This window comes from Mesotoga infera (genome assembly GCF_900157305.1).
Taxonomy (GTDB): Bacteria; Thermotogota; Thermotogae; order Petrotogales; family Kosmotogaceae; genus Mesotoga; species Mesotoga infera.
This window is the reverse complement of the sequence record NZ_LS974202.1, coordinates 2266243-2284638: the sequence shown is the minus strand read 5'-3', so window position 1 is coordinate 2284638 and position 18396 is coordinate 2266243. Positions and strand designations below refer to the sequence as shown.

The following is an 18396-nucleotide window of genomic DNA, read 5'->3' as shown; positions in this document are numbered from 1 at the left end:
CTATAAGGAGGTGGCTGTATGAAAAGGTTCTTTCAGGTTTTAGTTCTGGCTCTGTTCACTGTTACTCTATTAGCAGGCTCAGGCGGAAAGCTGGTGATGGCTATCGAAACCGAACCGGTTGGCCTCGATCCTACATTGGTCACGGCTTTCGCTTCGCACAGGGTACTGGAAAACGTTTATGACGGTTTGTTGAGGTACGATGAAAGCATGAACCTGGTACCAAATCTTGCCGAAAGTTTCGAAGTGGTGGATCCTTATACGATTGTCTTCAAGCTGAGAGATGGCGTAAAATTCCACAGCGGTGATTTATTAACCCCGGAGGATGTGATTTTCACATTCGAAAGGATAATGAACCCAGATATTAAGGCTCCGGCTGCAACTTATTACAAAGAAGTCAGTTCGATCAAGATAGTTGATGATAACAAGATCGAGTTCAAGCTCACCATTCCGATGGCCGCTTCGCTTTTGCCGAACTTTGCCGGTGTTAATAGTTCAATCCTCTCCAAGAAGTTCGTTGAATCGGGAGCCAATCTCCAACTATCGACCAACGGTACAGGCCCCTTCGAACTTGCCGATTACGTTGCGGGCAATTACATAACTCTTAAGAGAAACACGGAGTATTTCATAGAAGGCCTACCTTACCTTGACGAGATCAAAATGATGATCATGCCCGAAGAGGTAACCAGGGTTTCAGCACTGAAAAACGGCGACGTTGATCTGGCCAAAATAAACGAACCGCTCAGCCTGAATCAACTACCGGCAGATAGATTCAAGATCCACAGGAATGCGGTGCTCAGCTATTACCTCCTGGGAATAAACACAACAAGAGGACCGCTCAGCAATCCCAAAGTGAGAAATGCACTGAATTACGCCATCAATAGAGAAATGATCGTTAAACTCGTCGCCTTCGACGAAGGTGCTGTGACAGGTCCGCTCAATCCCGGGCTGGAGTTTTGGGCAATGAAGCCCTCTCAATTCAGTGAATATACGTACAACCCCGCAAAGGCCAAGGAGCTTCTGACCGAAGCTGGATATCCTAACGGTTTTGAGTTCGAGATAATTACCTCTCAAAGATACAGTTTCGATAAAGTGGCCCAGGTCATTCAGGCACAGCTGGCTGAAGTGGGTGTCAGAGCGAAGATAAACCTTGTGGAGTGGGGTATATTTATAAGCAAATGGAGAGAGAGCGACTTCGACTCGTTCATTTCACTCAACAGTGGTTCCATCGATCCCGATATTCAGTTCAACAGAACTTTCCACACAGGTGGTTCTACGAACGTTTTCCTATACAGCAACCCCGAGGTTGACGCCCTGCTCGACAGGGGAAGAAGCGAAGCCGATATAAATGAAAGACAGAAAATATACAACCAGTTACAGAAAATCCTAGTTGCCGAATCGCCAATTATCTTTCTGTACTCCGCCAATACTATATTTGCAGCAAACAACAACGTAGAAGGGTTCAGATCTCTGGCGAACGAAAGCCTGATCTTTCTTAGAGAGACTTCCAAGAAATAAGGAGCGCAAATGGAGTTCAGCTACGTTGTAAGAAGATTACTGTCTGCCATCCCGACTGTGCTACTTGTAACTTTCATGGTCTTTTTGGCCATACACCTTGTTCCTGGAGATGTAGTAGATATTATGCTGGGAACACAGAACTATCTGACCCAAGACCAGATAGAGGAACTTTACAGAGAGTATGGTTTGGATAAGCCGCTTATTGTGCAGTACGGAATCTGGGTGAAAAACCTTTTTACTTTCAACCTCGGGACCTCTCTAAGAACAGGCAAGAGCGTAACCGAACTCCTGGGTGAAAGATTTCCAGTAACTCTTGAATTGGCCGTTTTCTCGCTCTTCTTCGCTCTAGTAATCGGGATACCACTGGGAATAATCTCGGCGGTTAAGAGAAATACGTTTACAGACAATGTAGTAAGGGTAATAGGGCTGATTGGTCTTTCGTCCCCATCCTTCTGGGTGGGGGCGATTCTCATAGTTCTCTTCTCGGGAGTTTTCGAGAATTTCAATCTCTTCGGCTACGTGAGCATGTCGAACAATCTGGTCGATAATCTCCAGGTTATGCTGCTGCCTTCTCTTACACTCGGATTGATGGTGTCGGCACAGATCCTTAGAATGACCAGAACCTCGATGTTAGATATTCTTACACAGGATTATGTAAGAACGGCCAGGGCCAAGGGAGTAAATTCCAGAAACTTGATAATGAAACATGTGCTCAAGAACGCCCTGATCCCGGTGGTCACTTTATCGGGCATACAGCTGGGTTACCTCCTTGGGGGAACTATCGTGATAGAAAACATGTTCGCCCTTCCCGGGATGGGAAGACTTCTACTGCAGGTAGTCAATGAGCGCGACTACCCCGTGGTCCAGGGAATAGTTCTTTTCATAGGTTTATTGATAGTGCTGCTCAACATCCTTGTGGATATTCTTTATACAGTAATCGACCCAAGAGTCGAACTTCGTTAGGTGATAGAGACGTGTTGAAGATTATACGTAGGCTAGCCAGAAACCCTCTGTACGTTATCAGTTTGCTATTGTTGTCGATTGTGCTATTGATAACACTCTTTCCCGGTCTATTCGCTCCTTACAATCCCTACAAGATGGACGTAGAAGCCTTTATGAGCGCTCCTTCGTGGAAACACTTTTTCGGCGGGGATCAGTTCGGAAGAGATGTCTTTTCCAGAGCCATGTTCGGATTGCAGAAGAGTATGATAATCGCTTCCAGTGCGATCGCAATATCTGCACTCATCGGCACCATGCTGGGTCTGATATCAGGCTTTCTCAGCGGTGTCACAGACCTGGTTATGATGAGGATAATGGATAGCTTCTTCGCCTTCCCCTCTTTAATATTGGCACTTTTTATAATCGCTCTCTTCGGGTCGAACATGATAAATCTGATATTCGCCATAGGGCTGGTTTATGTTCCTATCTTCGCCAGAACTGTGAGAGGTGCCGCGCTCTCTCTAAGGGAAAGCCTCTACGTAAAGGCTTCAAAAGCTCTCGGAAAGAAGAGTCTTTCCATTATGCTCACGGATATTCTGCCCAACATCTCTTCCGTTCTCATAGTGACTTTCACAACAAACATGTCGACTGCTCTTCTGACGGAGGCTTCTCTCGGCTTTCTCGGCCTTGGAGTTCCACCGCCAGAACCTACTCTGGGAGGAATGGTGGGGCAGGGGACGGCCTTCCTTTTAAGTGCGCCATGGGTAGTACTCTTTCCCGGTTTGGTGATAGCTCTGATAGTTCTCAGTCTTAATATTTTGGGCGATGGATTGAGGGATATACTCGATCCCAGGATAAACAGATGATCACCACTTATACCTCCATAGAGCTGTCGAGCTGGTCGACACACCGTCAACATACTTCTTCAGAAGATCTAGCTCCTCACTGGTATCGATAAGACCGGCTGCCACTATGTTCACATCCGGCACCATCGCGCGTATTTTGGGCGCAACCTTGGTGGATACCAGACCCGGTAGAATCTCGACGTTTTTTACACCGTTGGAGAGTATCTGCTGAATCCCCTTGTCAACAGCCCGCGAATCCAAGGCAAAGAATCTCAGGAGGCTTTTCATTCCCAGAGAGATAGCCTGCTTGCTTATCCTTATTTTCGCGGTGATAATACCGTCGATTCCACACTTCTTCAAAAAGATAACACTGTCTTCGTCACCCGAAAGACCTGATATAAAATCTATATCGACGAAAACAGACTTGCCGGCGGCTTTGAATTCATTTATTCGGTCTTGAATTTCAAAGAGGCCTCCGTTCAGAAAGAAAACCGTCTGCGGATTCACCTCCTCAGGCCGGGTTTTTCTATCCCATAAAGCGGCAATAATACCTTTGAGCATGGACTACCTCCTTCATTAGTATTTTACCATCTAAAAAAGGCGGGGTTTTCCGATTAATTTTTCCTGCCGCGTAAAAAGAGAAAGTCCTATATGCTATAATTTTGTAGATACGTGGTAGAGCTTATGAGAAAACCACGCCATGGTTTCATGGCGTGGTTTTTTTCTTATGGAGGTGTTTCGATGAGATCGGTGGTAATAGGAGGGGGAGTTATCGGGACGCTCATCGCCCGGCAACTAAGCAGATTCGAAGGTGAAGTCATACTTATAGAGAAGAGAGAGGATCTGGGCCAGGGTATCACTAAGGCTAATTCGGCCATCATTCACGGGGGATATGATGATCCACCGGCAAGCCTTAGGGGTAAGCTGTGCGTAAGAGGCAACGAATTGTACGATGGACTGGCCAGAGAGTTGAAAGTTCCAGTCAACAGAATCGGCTCGATCGTTGTTGCAAAAAACGAAGAAGAGTTAAAAAAACTTCAAGAGCTGCTGTTAAACGGGCAGGCCAACGGTGTTCGTGATCTGAGAATAGTGGGGAGAGAAGAACTACAAATGCTGGAACCGGCTATCTCTAGTGCTTTTAATTACGCCCTTTATTGTGGAAGCGCCGGTATCACCGAACCATGGATGGTAGCCATAGCGGCCTCGATAAATGCCGCCCGCAACGGAGCGGAAATAATCACCGGAGACGGAGTGGTTGGTGGCAGGATTGAAAAGAACTCTATAAAATGCCTTAGCCTGGCTTCAGGTAGAGAAATAGAGAATGTCGATATAGTGATAAATGCAGCCGGCCTCTTTTACGAAAAAGTGGCACGACTTTTCAACGTTGAGGTTCCGCCGGTAAAGTTGAGGAGGGGTGAGTACATTCTCCTGGATAAAAAAGCCAGGGATCTTGTCAGAAGAATCGTCTTTCCGCTCCCTAGCGCAGCAGGAAAGGGAAGATTGGTGGTGCCCACGATCGATGGTGGTGTACTCCTCGGACCTACTTCGGAAGAGTTACAGGATTTCACTCCGCAAGAGCTGAAAACAACTGTGGAGGGACTGGATTCTGTCAGGCGATCTGGAAGGGAGCTGATTCCAGGAATAGACTCACCTCAATGGTATATAAAATCCTTCGCCGGTATCAGGCCGGAAAGCTCCGGAAAAGACTTCTATATAAAGGCCGCCCGTGAAATAAATAACTTCGTAACCGTTGGAGCAATTAGATCACCCGGCTTGACGGCCGCTCCAGCGATCGCGGAACACGTCGTTCTTGAGCTTCTACCTTCGATTGGCGTTTCTCTCAAAGAGAAGAGAGACTTCGATCCTTTCATAGAAGAACGGATCAGAATAAAGGAACTCCCCTTCGAAACCGTCTCAAGCTTGATCGAAAACGATCACCGTTATGGAAGAATAATCTGCCAGTGCAACGAAGTTTCGGAGGCCGAAATCGTTCAATCGATAAGAGATGGAGCAAGAACGGTAGACGGAGTAAAATTTAGGACCAGAGCCGGCTTTGGCCGTTGCCAGGGCGGTTTTTGCAGCTGGAAAATCGCCTCGATACTCTCAAGAGAACTCGGGAAAGATCTCTCAGAGATACGCCAGAACGTTCCTGAAAGCTGGATAACAGACGGGAAGGTGAGAGAACAATGCTGAAAAGAGAGAAAACGGATGTTCTCGTGATCGGTGGCGGGGCAGCCGGTATGGCCTGTGCCCTCAGTGCCGCAAAAGAAGGTGTGTATGTAACACTTCTCGAAAGAGAATCCAGTGTGGGAGGCGTTCTCAACCAGTGTATTCACAATGGGTTCGGTCTGCAATTCTATCACCAGGAACTCACCGGCCCCGAGTTTGCTTCCAGATTGATCGATGAAATGAATATGGAAAACGTAAAAATCATCAACCAATCGTACGTGCGTGATATCGATGTTCGAAAAAGAGTCGCGCAGGTACTTTCTCCAGATGGCGCTTACGAAATACAGGCCGGAGCTTTGGTTATCTCCACCGGTGCCAGAGAGAGACCGTTTGGATCGCTTTTAATACCAGGCGACAGGCCTTCGGGTATAATGCCTGCCGGAGTTGCACAGAGATACGTAAACCTCGAAAATAGAATACCGGCAAGAAAGGCCGTGGTTCTTGGTTCAGGAGACATCGGCCTTATAATGGCAAGGCGCCTTACTCTCGAAGGAGTCGAGGTAGTGGGCGTTCTAGAAAGAATGTCTTATCCAGGAGGACTAACCAGAAATATAGTACAGTGTCTGGAAGATTTCGATATACCGCTCCATCTTTCCACCACCGTAACGGAAGTCAGGGGTGAAGGAAGACTTAGAAGTGTGGAAGTCTCGAAAGTTGACGAAAACTTTACACCGATTCCGGGCACCTCCAGAAACATAGACGTTGACGCTCTTATTCTTTCGGCGGGCCTTCTGCCACAGGTAGAAGATTTCAGTGACGACCTTGAAGTCGATCCGGTGAACAGAGGCTTTCTTGTCTCTAACACCTGTGAAAGCAGTGTCGAAGGAGTCTTTGCGGCCGGAAATAATGTCGCAGTTTTCGATCTTGTAGATTATGTGGCTGCCGAAGGCTGGATTGCGGGCCGCCACGCTGCACTTTTCTCTAGGGGAGTTAACACCTCAGGTGATAGAGTACCTATCTTCAGGGGAAAGAATATAGGTGTTCTGGTCCCGGGAATCGTAGATATGGAAGAGCATTTGAGGCTTTATATAAGGTTGAGAAAACCGATGGAAAAAGGCGTAGTGGTCTTAAGGGAACTTAAGATCGAAAAGAAATTCTCGTACGGAGTACCCAGCGAGATGATACAGCTGGTAGTGAATAGAGACAAATTACAACCATTGATGAATCATGGCAGACTTACAGTAGAGGTGCAATGATGGAGGGCCACATAACGTGCGTTATATGCCCCGTAGGATGTAAAGTATTCGTCAGAAAAGATGGGGTTCATTTCACAATTGAAGGCAACCGCTGCCCACGCGGTGAGGAATATGCCCGTAACGAGCTGATGATGCCTAAAAGAGTTCTGACAACCAGTATCGGTGTATCAAACGGTACGCTACCGCTGGTCTCTGTGAAGACCGCGAGACCGATAGATAGAGCGCGCATTAAGGAAATAATGAAAAAGATAAGGAGTCTATCGATAGTTGCCCCAGTGGCAGTCGGCGATACGGTTGTCGAAGATATCGACGGGGAAGGTACACCACTGCTTGCCACCAGAGCGGTCGGATGCAGCAACGAGAAATAAAAACAGCTCTACCTACTTGAAATAAAGAAAGTTTCGAGTTACAATAATCAATGTGTTCCAGCGTGGCTCAATGGCAGAGCATCCGGCTGTTAACCGGACGGTTGGGGGTTCGAGTCCCTCCGCTGGAGCCAGGACTCCCCCGATATTTCGGGGGAGTTTTTTCATATGCAGCTCTGGCCGGGAACTTTGGGGAATAGTCTGGTTTTTGCAACGTGATCTAGGGAACAGATGTATCTCGTCAACCTCTCCACTCCAAAACCACAGCCCGCCGTTGGTACCAGGCCGCCGTCCTCTGCGATCTCCATGTACCATGACAATTCTTTCGGATCGTTCCCCTTGAACTCCATCCGTTTGACTATTCTCCGGTACTCCCACTCTCTTTCGCCTCCCGATAGAACCTCACCGAAGCCCAGTGGGAGAATAAGATCCATATCCACAAGGGTTTTGCCATCATCCGAAAGTCGATCATAAAACTCTCTCTCCCAGATAGGAATGTCTATCAACCAGAAAGGCCCGGTAAAGGATTTCGAAAGAATAGTTTCGAAATCCTTACCGTACTGGTCGTAGGCATCCAGATACTTCACCTTTGGAAAGGGTCGGGAAGGCACGGCCGGGTCGGATCCCAGATAATCCAGCGCTTGGTCGCAATCTCTCTTCACAGCAGTGATGACGCTAACGACTAGTTCTTCCATGACTTCCATAACATCTTCCCTGCTGCTGTCGCGCATTTCGAGGTCTATCTGTGTAAACTCGAAGAGATGTTTGCCCGAAGTGGCCTTTTCAGATGTTTCGAGTCTTACGTTGGGTGAAATGATGAAGATCCTGTCGAAAGCAGTGCAGGCCAGTTGCTTGTGGAAAATCATCGATTGCATCAATTTATATTCCTGATCGTAGTAACGGAATTTGGCGTTGTGAACTTCGTGGTTGAGTGGGTCGGTTACCGGTGAAATTATCGTTGGAAGCAGCTCGACAAATCCCTTTCCCCGCAGGAAATTTCCCGATTCTGCAATGACTTTAGATTTGATTGTGACAGCTGTTCTAACGAATGGGTCTCTGAGGTGTTCCATTATCCTGTCGCTGAGTTTTTCCGTTCTCTCCATATTTTCAACCCCTTTTAAAAAAATAAGGCCGATGGATTTCCATCGGCCTTTTAATCTTCTGAATTACTAAGTGTGCAGAGATTAACCGACCGATCCCGGCCAGTTATTATTATTGAGTATGGACTTCTTAAACTTCATTATGATCCTACCCATGCAAGTACCTCCGTGTTTAAGAGATTCTACCATCCGGCAGGTAACATAGAAAGCCTTTTCATTAAGATTTGTTGAAGCGTTTTCTTGCCTCCAACTTTCAGAGTCGGTTATAATACATATATGAATATGAACATTATTCCAGTTTTTCTGCCCCACGAGGGCTGCAAAAGCCACTGTACCTTTTGCAATGAATATTCGGTCACCGGCCTTAAGAGACTACCTTCTAGAGAAGATATCCTTTCGACCGTACAGAGGTATCTCTCGTATTTTGCCGACAAGAACAACGTGGAGCTAGCTTTCTACGGCGGGACGTTCACCGGTTCCAAAAGGCAGAAGATATATTTGGATATAGGATTGGAGCTTTTTGAAAGAAAGGTGATAAAGGGGATACGCTTTTCTACCTCACCGGGACAGTTTAACCGAGAAAAAGCTCTTCTTCTGCTAAATTATCCGATCAGTCTGGTCGAATTGGGAGTGCAGTCTTTCGATCCACTGGTCCTGAAAATGAGCAACCGTGATCACGGAGTTGAAGAGATCTATTCGGCGATGAGAATTCTAAAAGATCTCTCCATTCCCTTTGGCCTTCACCTCATGACTGGCCTGCCAGGAGACAATCACGACAAAGATCTGTTCTCCTCTCTTGAGGTTGTCCGCTCAGGTGCGATCAGCGCGAGAATCCATCCACTGGTTATTCTAAAAGCCTCCCCGCTTGCACAGGATTTCGACATGGGACTTTTCTCGCCACCCAATCTGGAAGAGTCGCTAGAGATTCTCTGGAAGATGTACCTGATTATCACTGGAGCGGGGATTATCGTCAACAGGATAGGTGTGTGCCTCTATGGAAATGAAGTTAAAAATGTAGTGGCCGGTCCTTACCACCCGGCTCTGGGCGAACTGGTCAGAAACAGGCTTATGCTCGAAGTGCTCCGTGAACATCATAGACTCAGCGGGAGCGATCATATCGTCTTGGACAATTCTCACAAGGGCGATTTCACAGGGCACGGGAGATACGTTGTCGATAAGGCCTTAAACGAGGGTATAATAGTTCAGTTCCGGAAAAACGGTCTCCGCCTTGATGTTGAGAGCTACCTGAGTTCAATCAGAGAGAGGCTTCTAGGGGTGATGTATGCTAAAACTTAGCTCCATCTATATAAAGGGATTCAAAAGTTTCGCGATGCCCACGAAGTTCGATGTGTCTGCTGGAATAACAGCGGTAGTAGGTCCCAACGGAAGTGGGAAATCCAATGTTGTTGACGCGATACGCTGGCTTTTTGGCGAGCAGTCAATGAAGAACATCAGAGCCGACAACAGAGAGGATGTTATCTTCAATGGCTCTGAGAAATTTCCGCCTTCCAATTCGGCTGAAGTGAGACTAACCTTCGAATCACAAGAAGGTAGTTTCTCCATAGCCCGCGAGGTTTCTAGGGATGGACTTTCACAGTACAGATTGAACGACAGACCCGGGAGGTTGAAGGACATAAAGGAACTCTTCCAGGGAACGGGAGTCGGGATGGATATTTACTCCATAGTTGGTCAAGGTCAGGTGGACAAGGTTGTAAGCGCCTCGCCTTACGAGTTGAGAGCTTTGATCGAAGAGGCAGCTGGAACGGCTATCTACAAGGAAAGAAAGAAAGAAGCCCTCGGGAAGCTCGCCTCAACCGAGGAGAATCTTAACAGACTTGAAGATATCATCTTCGAACTGGGCAAACAGAGAAAGTCTCTATATTTGAAGGCAAAGAGAGCCGAAAAATACCTGGAATACACACAGAAAACGAAGGAGTTGAAGGGTCTCTTTTTCGGGAATATCGCCAGAATCGAAGAAGAAACGCTTTTCACTCACCAAGGTGAGTTCGAGAGAATCAGAGAAGAGTTGAAGGAACTTCAAAAAAAGCTGGTGGAAGCTGAATCCAACTGGTCAACTCTCAGGAGCGAGTTCTCCGAAGTGGATAAAGAGATCGAAGGCTTCACACAACTTCTGGAGGAGTACAAAAAACGCCAGAACGACCTGCTGGAGTTGAAAGAAATATATGCCAGAAGGCTCGGGGAGAGGGAAAACCGTCTGATAGAAGTATCAACCAGAATCGATTCCCTTAAAAACGAAATCGACGAACTGGAGAAGAGAAAAGACGAGATAAAGCTGATCATAGACAGTTTGAACCAACAGGTTTATGAAGAGGAGAAATTGCTTACATCACTTGAGGAGAAACGCGACTCGCTTGTTAGGAACTACAGCTCACGCGAGCGAGAGTGGTTGAAGTTGCAGGAGAGCTTCGATTCAACTCAGAAAAGACTGTCGAAGATCGAGAACGAGCTGGAGCGGCTTGAAAATAATCGCGAAGATACTTCAAAGCGTCTCAGATTGATCCAGACACAACTTCAATCAAAGAGAGAGCGATTTGAAACTCTAAAAGAGGAAATCGAAAGCCTTGCCAAACAAGGAAAGGAGAGTTCGGATAGGCAAAAGGAAGTCGAAGCCAACATAAGGGCAGCCAAAGACAGAATAACCGAGCTGGACACGTCGCTTGAGAAGGCCAGAGAGTCTCTGACCCAGGAACAGAATGAACTCAAGCGTTCGCAAATGGAGAGGACTCTTCTGGAGAAGCAACAGCATGAGTACCAGGGCTTCTCCAAAACCGTGAGGGAAGTTTTCAACAGGCGGGACAGTTTCAACGGGTTGAGGGACGTTGTAGCCAATATCGTCGATGTTCCACAACCTTTCGAGACCGCCGTAACGATCCTGCTTGGTTCGAGGATGCAGGACATCGTTGTTGACGATGCAGTTACGGCCAAAAGGATAGTGGAGTTCCTGAAAACCTACAAAATCGGTAGGGCCACTCTTCTGCCAATCGACATGATCGAGGGCAGTTTTAGCCGTTACTCAAAGATAGAGAAGCATCCCGGCTTCATAGGCTACGCGGCTAAATTGATCGAAGTGCCGGAAGGTTTCGAGAAGTTGCCGTCGTATCTTTTTGGAAATTCCGTAGTTACGAGGAGCCTTGACGACGCGATCGAGATGAGAAGGGAGTTTGGCTTCTCAGGACGTATGGTTTCGATCGACGGTCAGCTCGTTAGCGGGGGCGGCTCGATCACCGGCGGCTTCATCGATGATGAAGCCAGAACGGATCTCCTTTCTAGAAAGAGAAGGATCGCCGAACTTTCCGAAAGAGAAGTCGAACTGGAAAAGAACATCGCTTTGAGAGAGAAAGAAATACTGCGCCTGAAAGACGATATAACCGAAGTGAGAGGCTATTACAAAGTTCTCCAGGAAGAGCTCAACGAACTGGCCTCGAAAGGGGCAGCAATAAATCGAATGATTCACGAACTTCTGAAATCAGCGCAGGAAGTCGAGGATGAAATAGTAGAACTGGTTAAGCTGGAAACCGAGTACTCCCGTAGGTTACAGGAAAGTTATCTCAAGAAGGAATCCCTGGTCAACGAGCAATCTGCCCTGAAAATCGAAAAAGCGAAACTGGAAGAGAGCGTTGAGGCTGAGTCTGAGGAATTGAAAAGGCAAAAAAAAGTTCTCGAAGAGCTTCAGGATAGTATCGTGGATTCGAAACTCAGACTCTCGACTTTATATGAAAAGCAGGAGCAGTATTCGAAGGAACACGCCTCTATACTGGAGAAGAAACGCTTTGATCAGGAAAACGTAAACCTTCTTTCAAGAGAGATGCAGGAGGTAGAAGAGGAGACCGAGCGGTTAAGAAGGCAGGTAGCCGATCAAGAGAGGGAGATCACATCGGTTAAGAGAGAGACCGAAGATCTCTTCTCAAGCATAAGATACCAGAGAGAGGGTAAGGAGCAGAGACTGAATGCTCTTCAGGAAGCCGAAGATATGATCAACGAATTGAAGGAGAAACGCGAAAAGAAGAGAGACCGCTCCCACCAGCTTGAGATGTTGATACAGGAAAGCCAGATGAAACTGACAAGAATAAGAGAAGAGATTGAGAACTCCGGAGAAAATACGGCCGACATTCCGGTTCTTTCGGAAGACAAACTACGAGAGGTCAAGGTGGAGCTGGACGATTACGAAAACAAGTTGAAGTTTCTGGGTAGCGTCGACCTAGATGCTATAGAAGAATACGGAGTGGTTGACAGGGAGTACCAGGAGCTCAACAATCAAAAGGCAGATCTAGAAGACGCCAGACAAAAGCTTATAGAACTGATCGAAAAGACCGATACGAAGGCAAAGACGATTTTCATGGAAACCTTTGACAGGATAAACAAGAATTTCGCGTCTTATATAGACGAGATTTTCGAGGGGGGAGAAGGTGATATCAAGATAATCCCAGGCGACGATCTTCTCGAAACGGGACTCGAGATCACCGTGCGGCGCCCTGGAAGAAAGATCCAAAAATTGCAGCTCCTCTCGGGAGGAGAAAAAGCGCTTGTGGGAATCGCGTTGATTTTTTCGTTGCTGAGCATAAAGCCAAGCCCCTTTTACGTGCTCGACGAAGTAGATGCACCACTCGACGATTTCAATGCCGAGAGGTTCAGGGTGCTTCTGAAAAAGCACGCCTTCGATACACAATTTCTGGTTGTCACGCACAACAAGCTAGTCATGGAAGTGGCCAACGTGTTGCACGGTGTAACGATGACCGACGGTCTCTCTAGAGTTATACCGGTCGAGCTGCAATCGGTGGAGTCGATCACCGGTTAGCAGATTTTTCCCCGTTTTCAGAGAGTATCGATCTGAACTCTCTGGTGATAACTGTTACCATGCCGATCCCAACTAAAGCCGATCCAAAGAAAAACAGCCATGACGGGACATTTTTAAGAAACAGCACATCTGCCACAACAGTGAAGATCGGAATTGTATAGACCCAGAGCGTCGCCGCCTTGCCTCCCCAGAGGTTTATTCCCATATTCCAGAGGATATAACCCAACGCGGAAGCAAATAGCCCCAGATAAATAACGCCGGCTACCGCTCCTGTGGAAAAAGAGACGGGCTTTCCGAGAAGGAAAACCTCTACAAGAGCCAACGGCAAGGAAAAGACCAGTCCCCATAACATTATCTCCATGGTGGTCCAAATCGAGCTGTTTCTTATCCTTTCGTAAAAGTACGTGTATCCGGCCCAAGAAAGGGCCGCTCCGAAAGAGAGCAAATTTCCGGCAACGCTCGAACCATTGGAGAAGCTTCCCGAATAAATTATCAGCCCCAGGCCTACGAAAGCTATACCGCCACCAATGTATTCGAAGTAGTCGAATCTTCTGCGCAGAACGTCATAAAGTATTATCGTCAGGATCGGAGCCGTAGAGACTATCAGCGAGGCATCGGAAGCATTGGTGAGAGTGAGACCATAGTTCTCGAAAAGGAAGTATGTGGTTATTCCCAAAAGACCTGCCAGTGCAGCGAATCTATGTCTTACTCTCCCGAACGAGCCCCTTCGCCTCCCTACAATTGGAAAGAGAACGGCAACAGCGAGAGAAAAACGCAGAACTGCCAGAAACATCGGCGGCAGACTTTCCACCGCAACCTTCGTGAAGATATATGAAATACCCCACATCATCGAAGTGATCGCCAGAACGATCAGCCCGAGACCTTTCTCCTTTGAAGTTTTCATATTCTCTTATAAGGTGAGTACCGGTTTATGTTCCTGTCTATTACAGGTTCGAGTATCAAGGCTTCTCCCGGTTTCATGTTCGCTTCGAGCGAACCGAAAGAAGTTGAAAACGTCTTTCCGGTCAGCATATCCCTCATAACCGTCCCGTTCATCAGGAAGCCTTCCTGCAAATAGATTCTGGTACCGACGTTACGTTCCGTCGTGTTGATGACGGAAACGATCAATTCGTCTATACTTTCGGTGTGTCTCTTGAAAGTTATAAGAGAAGGATCACCGGCCCTCAGAACGGCGAATTCACCCCTCCGAAGCGCGTTTTTGCTTTTCCTTATTTCGTTCAGTTTTCTATAGAGATGATATGTACGGGGGGGATTGGAAACCTTCTCCCACTCCATGGGGCTCCTGTTTTCCGGATCGTGACCGCCGTCCATTTCGATTTCTTCGCCATAGTATATAATCGGAATGCCTGGTAATGTGTACTGCATGACGAGTGCCGCTTTGATTTCATCAAACGAGCTGAATTCATTCTTTAGTCTCGGTACGTCGTGAGAGGATAAAATGTTCCACGATCTCGACATATAATCGAGCCCGCAATCGTTGATACAATCGCCAAGAATCATGGCCGCTGTCTCGCCTTTCAGCGAACCTCGAAGAGAGTCCCAGATCAAAGATCTGTAGTAATAGTTCATCAAACCGTCGAGCTTCGCCTTCTCTCTCCAGCCTTTAGGATAGTTCCAGATCTCTCCAATGATACAGGCCTGTGGGTTAACGCTCTTCACACTTTCCGACATCTGGGAGAGAATCTCCGGGCCGATATCGTAAGCAACATCCAGCCGCCAGCCATCTATACCCAACCTAAGCCAGTGTTTCATGACTGATTCTTCTGATTTATAGATAATCTCGGCCAGCTCAGGGTTTTCGAGATTGAGTTCTAGTAAATTTCTTGAATCCATCCAGCCTCTGTACTGCCCGTTGGCCCGCACAAAAAAGCTTTCCTTTTCACTGTTGCCCTGAAACGCACCTAAATAATCGAAAATGCTAAGCCCGTTGAACCATTTACCGGCCATTCCGGCATGGTTGAATACACCATCCAGAATTACTCTCAATCCTTTAGCATGAGCCAACTTCAAGAGATCTTTCATGTCTTCTTCAGTACCGAAGTCGGGATCGATCGTGAAATAATCGAGAGTATCGTATTTGTGATTGGTGTGGCCCCAGAATACCGGTGTCATGTAGATCGTATTCACCCCAAGATCCTTTATGTAATCGAGTTTCTCTATAATGCCCCTCAGGTCTCCTCCCCAAAAATCGTACTGGTGACCACCATCATGGGAGGCATGAGGCCTTTCATTCCAGGCACGAACACGCTGTTCGGGAAGTCTGTAGTGACCCTTCTCTCTCTTTTTGAAAACGTCCTGTGCCATTCCTATATTGAACCTCTCGGGGAAGATCTGGTATATAATTGCGTCCTTCTGCCAGTCGTCCATAGATCATTCCTCCAGCATTTCGTTCGCATACGAAAGATAAACCATCCCAAGAAAGATATTATCCCTGATCGACCAGAGCCCTTCGGGCTTAATATTTATCTGAGACTCTTTTAGCCATGAATTCAGCGTCCAGAGAGTTATTTCGTAGATCTGCATCAATCCACGAGAGTAAACGTACTGAGAGAAGGAAGGGTTGAGACTTTTCTCTTCCATCAGCGCATAAGGATTGAGAGAGGACTCCACAATCATAATCGAGACGACTATCGAAGGATCCAGTTTGGAGAGATCGAGTGTCTTCACTTTCCCGCCTACTATTATATTAACTTTCACACCTGTGAAATCCATGATCGCCCTGTAAATGGCTTCTCCTAGTTTGATTTTGAACCCATCGCCTTTCGAATCCAGTTGCTTGTTAGACTTGATAAGACTCAGCAGTTTGTTCTTGAGTGAGATATTCTCCCGGGGGGTTTTGGAGGAGATCAGTCTGTCTACGGCAGGGTTGGTAGAAAAAAGCTCTGTATCATCCACATTATGCATCTTTATCGCAGAACTCAGAACTGGTTTTGAATCGCTCTTACCGGCAAAATATTCGTAAACCGATACCACTCTGTCGTCGTAAGTGTAGGAAGGGTTGTTGAGAAAGTCCTCCCTGTTAGCGCCCAGACCGGCATTGTAAAGAATCGCCAGAGAGGCCACCTTTTTCGGGCTCAACCGGTTTCCAAAACCAACCAGCAGACCTGATATAACAACGATTGAAGTCAACAACACTAGAAGGACTATCAGATCCAATCTCTTTCCTTTATCCATTTTCCACCTCTGGGTTATTATATCAGAGAAAAGCCGGGTTGCCCCGGCTCCACTTATCTTGTAATCGTCAATTATCTCTTTTTCTTTTTATCGAACTTACAGACACCGATTGGACACTGTGGCGCATCAACATGCGCTAGAAATTCATCCTTGAACCGGTCGAGGATCGATCTCAGCGGTATAGGAACAGCCTGACCCAATCCACAGAAAGAAGAGTCTTCCATCGTGTCGGCAACATCGTAAAGTTGATCGAAGAGCTCCCTGGTTCCTCTACCCTTGGAGAATTCGTTTAATATATGGACAATTATATGTGTGCCTTCGCGACAGGGTGAACACTTGCCACAGGATTCATGGGCAAAGAATTCCATCAGGTTCTTCGCTATATCGACCGCACAGTGAGTTTCGTCGATTGCCAGAATCACTCCCGAACCGAGCGCCGCACCGAAATTTTTGAAGGAATCGAAATCAAGTGGTGCACCCAGTTCTTCTGGTTTTATGAAAGTACCGGCAGCACCACCAGTCTGTACCATCTTCACGGCTCTCCCATCGGGAATACCACCGCCGAATTTGTAAACAAGGTCAGCCACCGTTGTACCCATTGGAACCTCAACTATACCCCTCTTAACCAGATTGCCGCAAAGAGAGTACACTTTCGTACCCGCCGAAGAATTCGTACCTATTGCTTTGAACCAGTTCGCACCTTTGTCAATTATCGGGGGAACACAGGCGAAGGTTTCGACGTTGTTTACCACCGTAGGCTTGTTGTACAAACCACTGACTGGTGGATAAGGTGGCTTCAATCTTGGACGACCCGATTTGCCCTCGATCGATTCTATCAACGCTGTTTCTTCTCCACAGACGTAAGCTCCAGCTCCCAATCTCACGGAGAGATCGAAAGAAAAATCGGTCCCCAATATGGAAGCCCCAAGAAGGCCGTACTCGTATGCCTGGCTGATCGCTCTTCTGAGACTGGCAACGGACTCGAAGTATTCACCTCTTATGTATATGTACCCCTTGCTGGCACCAACGGCGTAACCTGCTATGATCATACCTTCAATAACCGAATGGGGATCTCCTTCCATTATCAGGCGGTCTTTGAAGGTACCGGGTTCACCTTCGTCGGCGTTGCAAATTACGTACTTATCGGGAGAATCTACTTTCTGGGTGAATTCCCATTTCAGACCGGTCGGGAAACCTGCGCCACCTCGGCCACGAAGCCCACTCTTCTTGATCTCTTCAATAACAACCCGGGGCTCCATTCTGAAGGCTTTGGCCAGTCCCTGGTAGCCGTTAAGAGCTATGTACTCTTCTATATTCCTTGGATCGATTGAACCTGCGTTGCGCAGAACCACACGTTCCTCGATTGTAGTACTTTTCGCTTCTACCGACCCTTCTACGCTGAGATCCTCGACGACCAGTTCCCGCGCGATCCTCCCCTTGAGAAGATGCTCGAGAACGATTTTTTCGACATCAGCCTCGGATTTGACCGAATAAACAGTGTTCTCTGGAAGAACCAGAAAAAGCACACCTTTTCCGTAATCTCCTAAAGAACCCGTTTCAAGAACATCTACGATCGATCCCAGGTTATATTTTTCCACTAGGGAGGCGAGATAGTTTTTATAATGGCGCGCACCGAGAAGAAGGCTGTTCGAATCGATAGATACCAGAACGGTAATAGGCTTGCTCATCATCACTCACCTCTCTCTGGAAACGATTGAATCGATAATCTCCGAAACTCTCTCTTTGTTGAGGTTCCCGTAAGCTTCGTCGTTTATCATCATTACGGGAGAGACACCGCAAAGTCCCAGGCAGCTGGTCTCTTCGAGAGTAAACAGACCGTCGACGGTTGTCTCGCCGAAACCGATTTCAAGTCTGTTCTTAAGGGCATCAACGATTTCCTGTCCACCGGTTACATGACAGGGAAGGCTTTTGCAGATCCTTATTACATACTTGCCACGTTTGTGAGTGGAGAACATGGTGTAGAAAGTCAAGACTTCGTATATTTTCGACAGCGGTGTACCGGTTAGTTCTTTCAAAACCTCGGCCGCTTCGATTGGAATGAAATTGCCATAGTGATCCTGAATAGCGTGTAAAGCGTTTATCAGTACGTCGCCCTTTTCGAGACTCTGACTATTTATATCTTCGTAAATCTTCGTAACCGTCTCGCGGATACTGTCAACAGACATGTTAATTCCT

At 47.1% G+C, this 18396-nt stretch carries 15 protein-coding genes and 1 tRNA gene; 9 read left to right on the top strand and 7 right to left on the bottom strand.

Features of this window, described 5'->3' with window-relative positions; translation table 11 throughout:
* Nucleotides 1-18: 18 nt before the first annotated feature.
* From MESINF_RS10400 to MESINF_RS10390, 3 genes are read left to right on the top strand one after another with little or no spacing between them, the layout of a single operon-like run.
* Nucleotides 19-1515, top strand: coding sequence for an ABC transporter substrate-binding protein (locus MESINF_RS10400; protein WP_169699752.1), 1497 nt, complete (start codon nt 19-21; stop codon nt 1513-1515).
* A 9-nt stretch (nt 1516-1524) separates the two neighbouring features.
* Nucleotides 1525-2478 (top strand): ABC transporter permease, encoded by a 954-nt coding sequence (locus MESINF_RS10395; RefSeq protein WP_169699751.1) that lies wholly within the window; start codon nt 1525-1527, stop codon nt 2476-2478.
* Nucleotides 2479-2489: 11 nt separating this feature from the next.
* Nucleotides 2490-3320, top strand: a complete 831-nt coding sequence (locus tag MESINF_RS10390; protein ID WP_169699750.1) for an ABC transporter permease — start codon at nt 2490-2492, stop codon at nt 3318-3320.
* Here MESINF_RS10390 and MESINF_RS10385 read toward each other — a convergent pair whose 3' ends face one another.
* Complete coding sequence (locus MESINF_RS10385; protein WP_169699749.1) at nt 3321-3860, bottom strand: glycerol-3-phosphate responsive antiterminator; 540 nt, start codon at nt 3858-3860, stop codon at nt 3321-3323.
* A gap of 180 nt (nt 3861-4040) precedes the next feature.
* Between MESINF_RS10385 and MESINF_RS10380 the strand changes: the two genes are divergently transcribed.
* The 4 genes from MESINF_RS10380 to MESINF_RS10365 all read left to right on the top strand — a co-directional run bounded on the left by MESINF_RS10380 (nt 4041) and on the right by MESINF_RS10365 (nt 7223).
* Nucleotides 4041-5492, top strand: a complete 1452-nt coding sequence (locus MESINF_RS10380) for an NAD(P)/FAD-dependent oxidoreductase (RefSeq protein WP_169699748.1) — start codon at nt 4041-4043, stop codon at nt 5490-5492.
* Complete coding sequence (locus MESINF_RS10375; RefSeq protein ID WP_169701023.1) at nt 5489-6724, top strand: NAD(P)/FAD-dependent oxidoreductase; 1236 nt, start codon at nt 5489-5491, stop codon at nt 6722-6724. The genes MESINF_RS10380 and MESINF_RS10375 overlap by 4 nt, the downstream gene beginning before the upstream one ends.
* Nucleotides 6725-6855: 131 nt before the next feature.
* The gene (locus MESINF_RS13700; protein ID WP_231936728.1) at nt 6856-7092 is read left to right on the top strand and encodes a DUF1667 domain-containing protein; all 237 of its coding nucleotides are present in this window, start codon (nt 6856-6858) and stop codon (nt 7090-7092) included.
* 56 nt (nt 7093-7148) lie between these two features.
* Nucleotides 7149-7223 (top strand) — tRNA-Asn (locus MESINF_RS10365).
* A 30-nt stretch (nt 7224-7253) separates the two neighbouring features.
* On the opposite strand, the gene MESINF_RS10360 is transcribed toward MESINF_RS10365, so the two are convergent.
* The gene (locus tag MESINF_RS10360) at nt 7254-8192 is read right to left on the bottom strand and encodes an asparagine synthetase A (RefSeq protein WP_169699746.1); all 939 of its coding nucleotides are present in this window, start codon (nt 8190-8192) and stop codon (nt 7254-7256) included.
* A gap of 273 nt (nt 8193-8465) precedes the next feature.
* On the opposite strand from MESINF_RS10360, the gene MESINF_RS10355 reads away from it, so the two are divergent.
* Both MESINF_RS10355 and smc read left to right on the top strand, forming a co-directional pair.
* Nucleotides 8466-9485, top strand: coding sequence for a radical SAM protein (locus tag MESINF_RS10355; RefSeq protein WP_231936727.1), 1020 nt, complete (start codon nt 8466-8468; stop codon nt 9483-9485).
* Nucleotides 9472-13005 (top strand): chromosome segregation protein SMC, encoded by a 3534-nt coding sequence (gene smc, locus MESINF_RS10350; protein WP_169699745.1) that lies wholly within the window; start codon nt 9472-9474, stop codon nt 13003-13005. Before MESINF_RS10355 ends, smc begins: the two co-directional genes overlap by 14 nt.
* On the opposite strand, the gene MESINF_RS10345 is transcribed toward smc, so the two are convergent.
* The 5 genes from MESINF_RS10345 to MESINF_RS10325 form a co-directional block, all read right to left on the bottom strand.
* On the bottom strand, nt 12995-13909 hold the full coding sequence (locus MESINF_RS10345) for a DMT family transporter (protein WP_169699744.1): 915 nt from the start codon (nt 13907-13909) through the stop codon (nt 12995-12997). The two genes, smc and MESINF_RS10345, sit on opposite strands and share 11 nt — an antisense overlap.
* A complete protein-coding gene (gene aglB, locus MESINF_RS10340; RefSeq protein ID WP_169699743.1) occupies nt 13906-15393 on the bottom strand; it encodes a cyclomaltodextrinase in 1488 nt (495 codons plus the stop codon). The genes MESINF_RS10345 and aglB overlap by 4 nt, the downstream gene beginning before the upstream one ends.
* Nucleotides 15394-15396: 3 nt before the next feature.
* Complete coding sequence (locus tag MESINF_RS10335; protein ID WP_169699742.1) at nt 15397-16200, bottom strand: transglycosylase SLT domain-containing protein; 804 nt, start codon at nt 16198-16200, stop codon at nt 15397-15399.
* A 71-nt stretch (nt 16201-16271) separates the two neighbouring features.
* Nucleotides 16272-17888 carry an NADH-quinone oxidoreductase subunit NuoF gene (nuoF, locus tag MESINF_RS10330; protein ID WP_169701021.1) on the bottom strand — a complete coding sequence of 539 codons (1617 nt, stop codon included), beginning with the start codon at nt 17886-17888 and terminating at the stop codon, nt 16272-16274.
* Between the two features lie 6 nt (nt 17889-17894).
* Nucleotides 17895-18386, bottom strand: coding sequence for an NADH-quinone oxidoreductase subunit NuoE family protein (locus tag MESINF_RS10325; protein ID WP_169699741.1), 492 nt, complete (start codon nt 18384-18386; stop codon nt 17895-17897).
* Between the last annotated feature and the right edge of the window lie 10 nt (nt 18387-18396).